Annotated in this window: 7 protein-coding genes and 1 riboswitch; of the genes, 3 read left to right on the top strand and 4 right to left on the bottom strand. The window is 73.2% G+C overall.

Annotated features, from left to right (window positions below; all coding sequences use genetic code 11):
* The coding region (locus tag B7L92_RS28990) for a UvrD-helicase domain-containing protein (protein ID WP_159461067.1) at positions 1-1190 on the bottom strand (1190 nt) is incomplete at its 3' end.
* 276 nt (positions 1191-1466) lie between these two features.
* Positions 1467-1624, top strand: a riboswitch (cyclic di-AMP (ydaO/yuaA leader).
* 7 nt (positions 1625-1631) lie between these two features.
* Here B7L92_RS28990 and B7L92_RS28985 point away from each other — a divergent pair.
* Positions 1632-2816, top strand: coding sequence for a C40 family peptidase (locus B7L92_RS28985; protein WP_081240342.1), 1185 nt, complete (start codon positions 1632-1634; stop codon positions 2814-2816).
* A gap of 85 nt (positions 2817-2901) precedes the next feature.
* Complete coding sequence (locus tag B7L92_RS28980; RefSeq protein ID WP_081240341.1) at positions 2902-3903, top strand: tellurite resistance/C4-dicarboxylate transporter family protein; 1002 nt, start codon at positions 2902-2904, stop codon at positions 3901-3903.
* Here the strand turns inward: B7L92_RS28980 and B7L92_RS28975 are convergent.
* Positions 3881-4234, bottom strand: a complete 354-nt coding sequence (locus B7L92_RS28975) for a hypothetical protein (RefSeq protein WP_081240340.1) — start codon at positions 4232-4234, stop codon at positions 3881-3883. The two genes, B7L92_RS28980 and B7L92_RS28975, sit on opposite strands and share 23 nt — an antisense overlap.
* Positions 4235-4709: 475 nt before the next feature.
* Here B7L92_RS28975 and B7L92_RS28970 point away from each other — a divergent pair, with 475 nt between their 5' ends.
* Positions 4710-5771 carry a C40 family peptidase gene (locus B7L92_RS28970; RefSeq protein WP_081240339.1) on the top strand — a complete coding sequence of 354 codons (1062 nt, stop codon included), beginning with the start codon at positions 4710-4712 and terminating at the stop codon, positions 5769-5771.
* A gap of 25 nt (positions 5772-5796) precedes the next feature.
* Here the strand turns inward: B7L92_RS28970 and B7L92_RS28965 are convergent, their stop codons facing one another.
* Together B7L92_RS28965 and B7L92_RS28960 are read right to left on the bottom strand one after the other, a co-directional pair.
* Positions 5797-6522, bottom strand: a complete 726-nt coding sequence (locus tag B7L92_RS28965) for a LuxR C-terminal-related transcriptional regulator (RefSeq protein ID WP_081240338.1) — start codon at positions 6520-6522, stop codon at positions 5797-5799.
* Complete coding sequence (locus B7L92_RS28960; protein ID WP_081240343.1) at positions 6519-7811, bottom strand: ATP-binding protein; 1293 nt, start codon at positions 7809-7811, stop codon at positions 6519-6521. Before B7L92_RS28960 ends, B7L92_RS28965 begins: the two co-directional genes overlap by 4 nt.
* Positions 7812-8197 lie beyond the last annotated feature (386 nt).

Raw genomic sequence — 8197 nt, 5'->3', positions numbered from 1 at the left:
ATCCGCGCGCCGGCGCCGGCGTTGGTCCACAGATTCTTGGGACGGCGGGACTCGTTGCGCTCGATGACGGCGTTGGCCGCGCCCAGGATGGTCTGCGTGGAGCGGTAGTTCTGCTCGAGCAGGATCGTCGTCGCGTCCGGGTAGTCCTCCTCGAACTGGAGGATGTTGCGGATCGTCGCGCCGCGGAAGGCGTAGATCGACTGGTCGGCGTCACCCACCACGCACAGCTCGGCGGGCGCCGTCTCGCCCGCGTTCCCCGGTGCGTCGCCTGGCTGCTCGGAGGACCCGACGAGCTCCCTGACCAGGGCGTACTGGGCGTGGTTGGTGTCCTGGTACTCGTCGACGAGGACATGGCGGAAGCGGCGGCGGTAGTGCTCGGCGACGTCCGGGAAGGCGCGGAGCAGGTTGACCGTCGTCATGATCAGGTCGTCGAAGTCCAGGGCGTTCGCCTCGCGCAGCCGCGACTGGTACAGGGCGTAGGCCTGGGCGAGGGTCTTCTCGAAGCCGTCCGCGGCCCGGGCGGCGAAGTCCTCCTCGTCGACCAGCTCGTTCTTCAGGTTGCTGATCTTGGCGCTGAAGGACTTGGGCGGGAAGCGCTTGGGGTCGAGGTCCAGGTCGCGGCAGACCAGGGCCATCAGGCGCTTGGAGTCGGCGGCGTCGTAGATCGAGAACGACGAGGTGAAGCCGAGCTTCTTGCTCTCGCGGCGCAGGATGCGCACGCACGCGCTGTGGAAGGTCATCACCCACATCGCGTGCGCGCGCGGCCCGACGAGCTGCTCGACGCGCTCCTTCATCTCGCCGGCGGCCTTGTTGGTGAAGGTGATCGCGAGGATCTGGCCGGGGTGGACGCCCCGCTCGGCCAGCAGGTACGCGATGCGGTGCGTGAGCACACGGGTCTTGCCGGAGCCGGCGCCGGCCACGATGAGCAGCGGGGAGCCGGAGTGCACCACGGCGGCGCGCTGGTTGTCGTTCAGCCCCTCCAGGAGGGCGGCGGAGTCCAGCGCCGGGCGCGGGGCGCCGTCGCGGTAGTACGCCTCCCGCTCCGGAGGCACGTCGAACCTCCCGCCGAACAGGTCGTCCGGAACGGGCTCCGGTACGTGCTCGTCCTCGGGCGGCGGCGGGGGCTCGTCCTCGGGGCCCTGCTGGGCCTGGAGGTCGGCCAGGAAGCTTTCGTCAAAGAGGCTGCTCATCGCTCTCCGAGTCTAGGCCGCCTCACCGACAGCCCGCGGCCACCCGGGGAACATCCCCGAGGTTCCCGGGACCGCCGGCCCGCCGTCCCGGCCGCCGCACCCCGCGCACGCTTCAGAGCCGCCGTCTCACCCTGGGTCACACGGCGCGCAAGGTCACGAAAACGTATCGGGCATATCACCCGTCAACCTTCACAGGCGCCGCACGAGTTGGCTACGGTGCGGGCAGGCCGCTCGACCCCCACCGGCGAACCTCGCCGGGCCGCGCGGCCTCCGCCGAGTCCGTCACCGCCCCCGCGGCGGCCGGAGCCGGGGACCCAACCGAGACCTTGGGGTGAATCGGCCCACTCCTTCGCGGAGCGGCCGTAGGGCAACCCTTCCGAAGCACCCGCCCGAACCCGGCAGCTAACCCGGTAGGCGGAGCACTGGAAGGAGTCGCCTCCCTTGGCGTCGCACCGCAAGTCGCGCACCACCGGCACCCGCGTGGCAGGCATACGGACCCCCGCCCTCGCCACGGCGGCCCTGACCTCCGTGGCCCTGCTGTCCCAGACGGCGAACGCCGCCCCCTCGGACGACGGGAAGCCGAGCCTGGAGGAGGTCGAGAAGAAGGTCGACGCCCTCTACCGCCAGGCGGAGTCGGCGACCGAGAAGTACAACGCGGCCAAGGAGAAGACCGCGAAGCAGCGCAAGCGCGTCGACACCCTCCTCGACGACGTGGCCGAGCGCGCCCAGAAGCTCAACGAGGCGCGGGAGGAGCTCGGGACCTACGCCGCCGCCCAGTACCGGACCGGCGCCGGCGTCCCCGACACCGCGACCTTCCTGCTCGCGGACTCGCCGCAGGACTTCTTCGACCAGAACCAGCTGATGGACCGGATGACCGGCCGCCAGAAGGAAGCGGTCGACGACTACGTCACGCAGCAGTCCGAGACGATGAAGAAGCGCCGGGAGGCCGCCGAGGGCCTCGAGACGCTCACCGAGTCGCAGAACGAGCTGAAGACGGCCAAGGCGACCGTCCAGAAGAAGCTCGCGGACGCGCGCGAACTGCTGTCGAAGCTGACCGCCGAGGAGAAGGCGCGGCTCGCGGAGATCGAGAAGAGGAAGCAGGAGGAGGCCACCCGCAAGGCCGCCGAGCTGGCCCGGCAGCAGGCGGAGCAGCAGAGGGCCCAGGAGGAGGCCCGGGAGGCGGCTCAGCGGGAGAGCGGCACCCCGGACGCGTCCGGGTCCTCCGGTTCGACCGCCCCGCCCCCGTCGTCGGACGGCTCCTCGTACACCGCCGAGGCCGAGAAGGCCCTCTCCTTCGCCCGCGCGCAGATCGGCAAGCCGTACGTCTGGGGCGCCACCGGCCCGGGCTCCTACGACTGCTCCGGCCTCACCCAGGCCGCCTGGAAGGCCGCCGGCGTCACCCTCCCCCGCACGACCTACGACCAGGTGAACGCCGGCACGACGGTCCCGGTGTCCCAGGCCCGACCCGGTGACCTCGTCTTCTTCTACGACGACGTCACCCACGTGGGCGTCTACGTCGGCAACGGCAGGATGATCCACGCCCCCAAGCCCGGCACGTACGTCCGGGAGGAGTCGATCTACTACGACGGCGAGTCCTCGATCCACAGCGTCGTGCGCCCGGCCTGACCGGCGGCGCCGCGCGGTGTTCTTCCGCGCCGCTCCACGCGCGTGGCGGTGCGGTGGCCGCCCGGTGGGCTTCTAGCATCTGCGCATGCCCGGCCCCTCCTCCCTCCGCGCCTGGTGGGCGCAGCGCCCGCCGGCGGCCGGTGCCGCCGTGATGGCGACCGGCACCGTGTCGGTGGCCCTGCACCTGGCGGGGCACGAGCTCCTCTCCCGGATCGTCCTGGTGCTCGCCTGCGCCGCCTGGCTCGGGCTGGCCGCGGAGTTCGTCCTGCGGCTGCTGCGGGACCGGGCGCGGTGGGTGTCGGAGGCGGGAACGCCCGGTGCGCTGACCGCCGTCGCGGCCACGACCGTGCTGGGCAGCGGCTTCGCCGCGCTGGGCCGGCTCGCCCTCGCCGAGGCGCTGCTGGTCCTGGCGGCGGTGCTCTGGCCGGTGCTGCTCGTCCTGGTCGCACGGCGCCGGCGGCCCCGTATGCCGGGATCGGTGTTCCTGGGCTGTGTGGCCACACAGGGGCTCGCCGTGCTGGGCGCGACGCTCGCCGCGGCCGAGTCGGCGGCCTGGCTCGCGCGCGTGGCGCTGGTGCTGTTCTGGTTCGGGCTGGTGCTCTACGTCCTCGCCCTGTTCCTCTTCGACCCGTGGCAGGTGGCCAGGGGAGCGGGCGACCACTGGGTCGCGGGCGGGGCGCTCGCCATCTCGGCGCTCGCCGGCTCGAAGCTGCTCGTGGCCGACAGCGCGCGGCTGTACCTGTGGAACGAGGACGACAGCGGCGTCCTGCGCTTCACGACCGTGGCCCTGGTCCTGCTCGACCTGGCCTGGTACGCCGTACTGCTGATCGCCGAGATCGTGTGGCCGAGGCCGCGCTACGACACGCGGCGCTGGGCGACCGTGTTCCCCCTGGGCATGACCGCGGCGGCGACGCTGTCGGCGGCCACCGCGGTCGGCCTGCCGTGGCTCGAGGGCCTGGGGCGGGTGCTGGTGTGGGTCGCGGTCGCCGCCTGGCTGGCGGTCGCCGCCGGGGCGGTCGCCGCCGCGCGGTCCGCGATCACGTCCGCGCCCGTACGGGACGGCGTCAGGTCCACAGCACGGCGATGAAGATGTTCGCCGTGGTCAGCAGCCCGACGAGGCCGAACATGCCCTTGTCCACCTTCTCCTCGTCCCGCTTCACGTAGACCAGGCCGAGGATCACGATCAGCAGGGCCAGCTTCACCCCGATCTTTATGTGGTTCACCGAGTAGTCCTGGGCCTCGTTGAGGCCGACCAGCGCCACACCGGTGACCAGCATCGTCAGCGCGCCGTGCAGCATCGCCGGAGTGAAGCGGGCGGTGCCCTCGCCCATCGCCTTCATCTGGGTGAGGAAGCCGCCGAGCAGCGACGCGATGCCGATGATGTGCAGACCGACGAAAAGGTGGATGAGTACGTCCATGAGGCCGGAGCCTAGTCAGGCCCGCGGCGCCCTCCGACACCGGCCCGACCGGCACCGGCACCGGCACGACGCGGCACGCCACGTCAGGACGGTGGCCCGCCCCGCGCACGCACCGCATAGCACCACGGCCCTCCTCCCCTTCCCGCATTCGGCACATCGGTCATCGCTCTGCGTGAAGAGGACGGCGCCGGGAGGGGAACGCGGTCACTTACGGTCACCCGCCGGTCCGCTCGCGCCACTTCCGCACAACCCGTCACCGGGGCCGCACGGGCGGGTCTAGCGTCCTCGACCAGGTGACCGGCTCCCACGCCGTCCGGACCAGGGACGGCGGCCGGACACCCGCGCCGAAAGGGTCCGGCGGCGGGCTGCTCCCCCAGCGCGCCGCCCCGCCGCCGGGCCCGCCGGGCCGGCCCCGTCCCGCGCACGGTGGCCGTACGCACGGACCAGGCGGTCGTCGGAGAGGACGGGACCCCGGGTGGCAGCGCACCGCAAGGAAAGACCGCGCCCGGCGGGCGGCACCACGGCCCGCACGGCCGCCGCCCTCGTTCTGGCCGGTATGGCCGCCGCGGCCGGCTTCGAGGGGCCGGCACAGGCCGAGCCGCGGCCGACGCCGGACCGGGTCGGGGCCGAGGTGGCCGAGCTGTACCAGGAGGCGGAGGTCGCCACCGAGCAGTACAACGGCGCGCGGGAGGAGGCCCGGTCGGCCGGGCAGCGGCTGCGCGCTCTGCAGGACGAGGCGGCCCGCAGACAGGCCCGGCTCAACGCGGCCCGCGAAGCGCTGGGGTCGGCCGCGGCGGCGCAGTACCGCGGCGGCGGCCTCGACCCGGTCCTGCAACTCGTCCTCTCCCCGGACCCCGACGGTCATCTGGACCGCGCCGCGCTCGCCGAGCGCGCGGGCAGCCGTCAGAAGGCGGCGGTGGGGCGCGTCCGCGCCCAGCTCCGGGAGATCGAGCGGCTGCGCGGGGCCGCACGCGTCGAGCTGGCGTCCCTGACCTCCCGGCAGGCCGAACTGAAACGGCACAGGAAGACGATCACCGGAAAGCTGGATGCCGCACGCGATCTGCTGTCCCGGCTGACGCCCGGACAACGCGCGGCGCTCGCCGACGGGACGGACCGCGCCGCACACGCTCCGGCGGCCCCCGGGAACGGCCTGACGGCTCCCGGCTCCGTCACCTCCCGGGCACCCGGTCCCCGTGCGGCGAAGGCCGTCTCCTACGCCTACCGGAAGATCGGCAGCCCTTACGTCTGGGGCGCGACCGGTCCGAACGCCTTCGACTGCTCGGGCCTCGTCCAGGCCGCCTACCGCTCCGCCGGCGTCTCCCTGCCGCGCACGACCTACGCGCAGATCGGCGCGGGCCGCCGCGTCTCCCGTGCCGAACTCCTCCCCGGTGACCTGGTGTTCTTCTACTCCGGCATCAGCCATGTCGGCCTCTACGTCGGCGACGGCCGCATGATCCACGCCCCGAACCCGTCGGCCCCGGTACGCCTGGCCCCCGTCGACCACATGCCGTTCGCGGGGGCGACGCGGGTGGCCTGAGGCGGTCCGCCCGTCCTGCCGGCCGTCACACCAGCCGGCGCGCCGTCGCCCAGCGGGTGAGTTCGTGCCGGTTGGAGAGCTGGAGCTTGCGCAGCACCGCCGAGACGTGGGACTCGACCGTCTTCACGGAGATGAACAGCTGCTTGGCGATCTCCTTGTAGGCGTACCCCCGCGCGATCAGCCGCAGCACCTCGCGCTCGCGCTGGGTGAGGCGGTCCAGGTCCTCGTCGACCGGAGGGGCGTCGGTCGAGGCGAAGGCGTCGAGGACGAAGCCGGCCAGGCGCGGGGAGAAGACGGCGTCCCCCTCCTGGACCCGGAAGACCGAGTCGATCAGATCGGCCCCGGTGATCGTCTTGGTCACGTACCCGCGGGCACCGCCCCGGATCACCCCGATCACGTCCTCCGCCGCGTCCGACACCGACAGGGCCAGGAAACGCACCGGCTGCTCGGCGTCGCCCATCAACGGCGCACACCGGCGCAGCACTTCGACGCCGCCGCCACCGGGCAGGTGCACGTCGAGGAGGACCACCTCGGGCCGGGTCGCGGTGATGACGGTGACCGCCTGGTCGACGTCCGCCGCCTCGCCGACCACCTCGACGCCCGTCTCCTCGGTCCGTCCGATCTCGGCCTGGACACCCGTGCGGAACATGCGGTGGTCGTCGACGAGGACGACGCGCACCCGACGTCCGCCGGTGCCACCGGCCGCCTCCGCGGCCTGCGCCGCTCCGTTCGCCTCGGTCGGCTCGCTCATGACGTCTTCTCCGCCCTCTCCATCTCCAGCTCGACCTCCGTACCGCCGTCCGGCACCGCGCGCAGCCGCGCCGTGCCGCCGTTGCGCTCCATGCGGCCGATGATCGATTCTCTGACGCCCATACGGTCGGCGGGTATCGAGTCGAGGTCGAAGCCCGGGCCGCGGTCCCGGACGGACACGAAGACCGTCCTCCCCTCGACCTCGGCATAGACCTGAACGGCACCCCCCTCGCCACCGTACTTGGCGGCGTTCACCATCGCCTCACGCGCGGCCTGCATCTGCGCGGCGATCCTCTCGTCGAGCGGGCAGTCCCCGACGACGACGACCTCGAGGGGGACACCGTGCTTGTCCTCCACCTCGGCGGCGTTGCGCCGCACGGCGTCGGCGAGGGTGGTGGGCTCGTCGTCCTCGTCCTTGCCGGTGCCCTCGGGCTTGTAGAGCCAGGCGCGCAGGTCGCGTTCCTGGGCGCGGGCGAGGCGGCGCACCTCGCCCGCGTTGTCCGCGTTGCGCTGGATTAGGGTGAGGGTGTGCAGCACCGAGTCGTGGACGTGGGCGGCGACCTCCGCCCGCTCCTGGGCGCGGATGCGCATCAGGCGCTCCTCGGACAGGTCCTGGGTCATGCGCACGAGGTAGGGACCGGCGAGGAGCGTGACACCGACGAGGACCGCCAGGGCCGCCTGCAGCACGGAGCCGAGGTGGGCCCCGGAGCCCTGCAGGACGAAGATGCCCGAGACGCCCGCGGTCACCAGCAGCACGCCGGCGCCGGCCCGCAGCAGGGTGACCGTGCGCCGGCGCCGGCCGACCTCGACCCAGCGGGCCCGCCGGGCGTTGTCCGCCTGCCGCCAGACCAGGGCCACGCCCGCGCCGACCAGCACGGTCGGCCAGAGGTAGGCCCGGGTGCCGTTGCTGATGTCCACACTGCCCACGAAGATCATGGCCACGACGACCATGAGCAGCAGGGCGACGATCTGCCCCTTGTCCGGTCTGCGGGTGACGAGTCTGCGCCGGCCGTCCGGCGAGGTCTCGGTGGTGACCAGCGAGGGCGGCCGCTGCGCGTCCACGCCGCCGACGCCGAGCGGCACGAAGAACCAGAACGCGGCGTACAGCAGCGCGCCCAGGCCGTCGGCCATGAACAGACCGACGAAGACGAGCCGTACCCAGATCACGGGCAGCCCGAGGTGTCCGGCGAGCCCCCGCGCCACACCACCGAGCCAGCGTCCGTCACTGCTGCGGTAGAGCTTGCGCGGAGGCCGCGGCTCGGCGAGGGGCGCTGCTGCGGCTTCCGACATGTCAACGATGGTCACACGCCCGGGACCGCCGGAACATCAGGGTCGGTCCCGGAGACTCCCCTGATCTCCCCTGATCTCCCCTGCTCTCCCCTGATCTCCCCTGACTCTCCACGGACCGGCCCCGGCACCCGCCTCCCGCTCCTGGCCCCGTTCCCGTCCCCGGCCCCGATCCCGGCACCGTTCCCGGCCCCGGTCAGGCCTCAGGGGCGATATCAGGGTCCGGCCAGGGTCGTCCCGACTGCCGCCGCGGCGGCCCGCCCGTCACCATGGACACATGACAGATCACCAGCACGCCGCGACGGGTCCGGGACCCGGCTCCGGCCCGCGCCCGGCTCCGGGCGCCGGGCCGGAGGACGTCGCGCCGGCCTCCGGCCCGGCGCCCGGAG

Source organism: Streptomyces viridosporus (genome assembly GCF_002078235.1).
GTDB lineage: Bacteria > Actinomycetota > Actinomycetes > Streptomycetales > Streptomycetaceae > Streptomyces > Streptomyces viridosporus.
The sequence above is the reverse complement of the archived record's forward strand: the minus strand, read 5'-3'. Positions and strand labels throughout refer to the sequence as shown.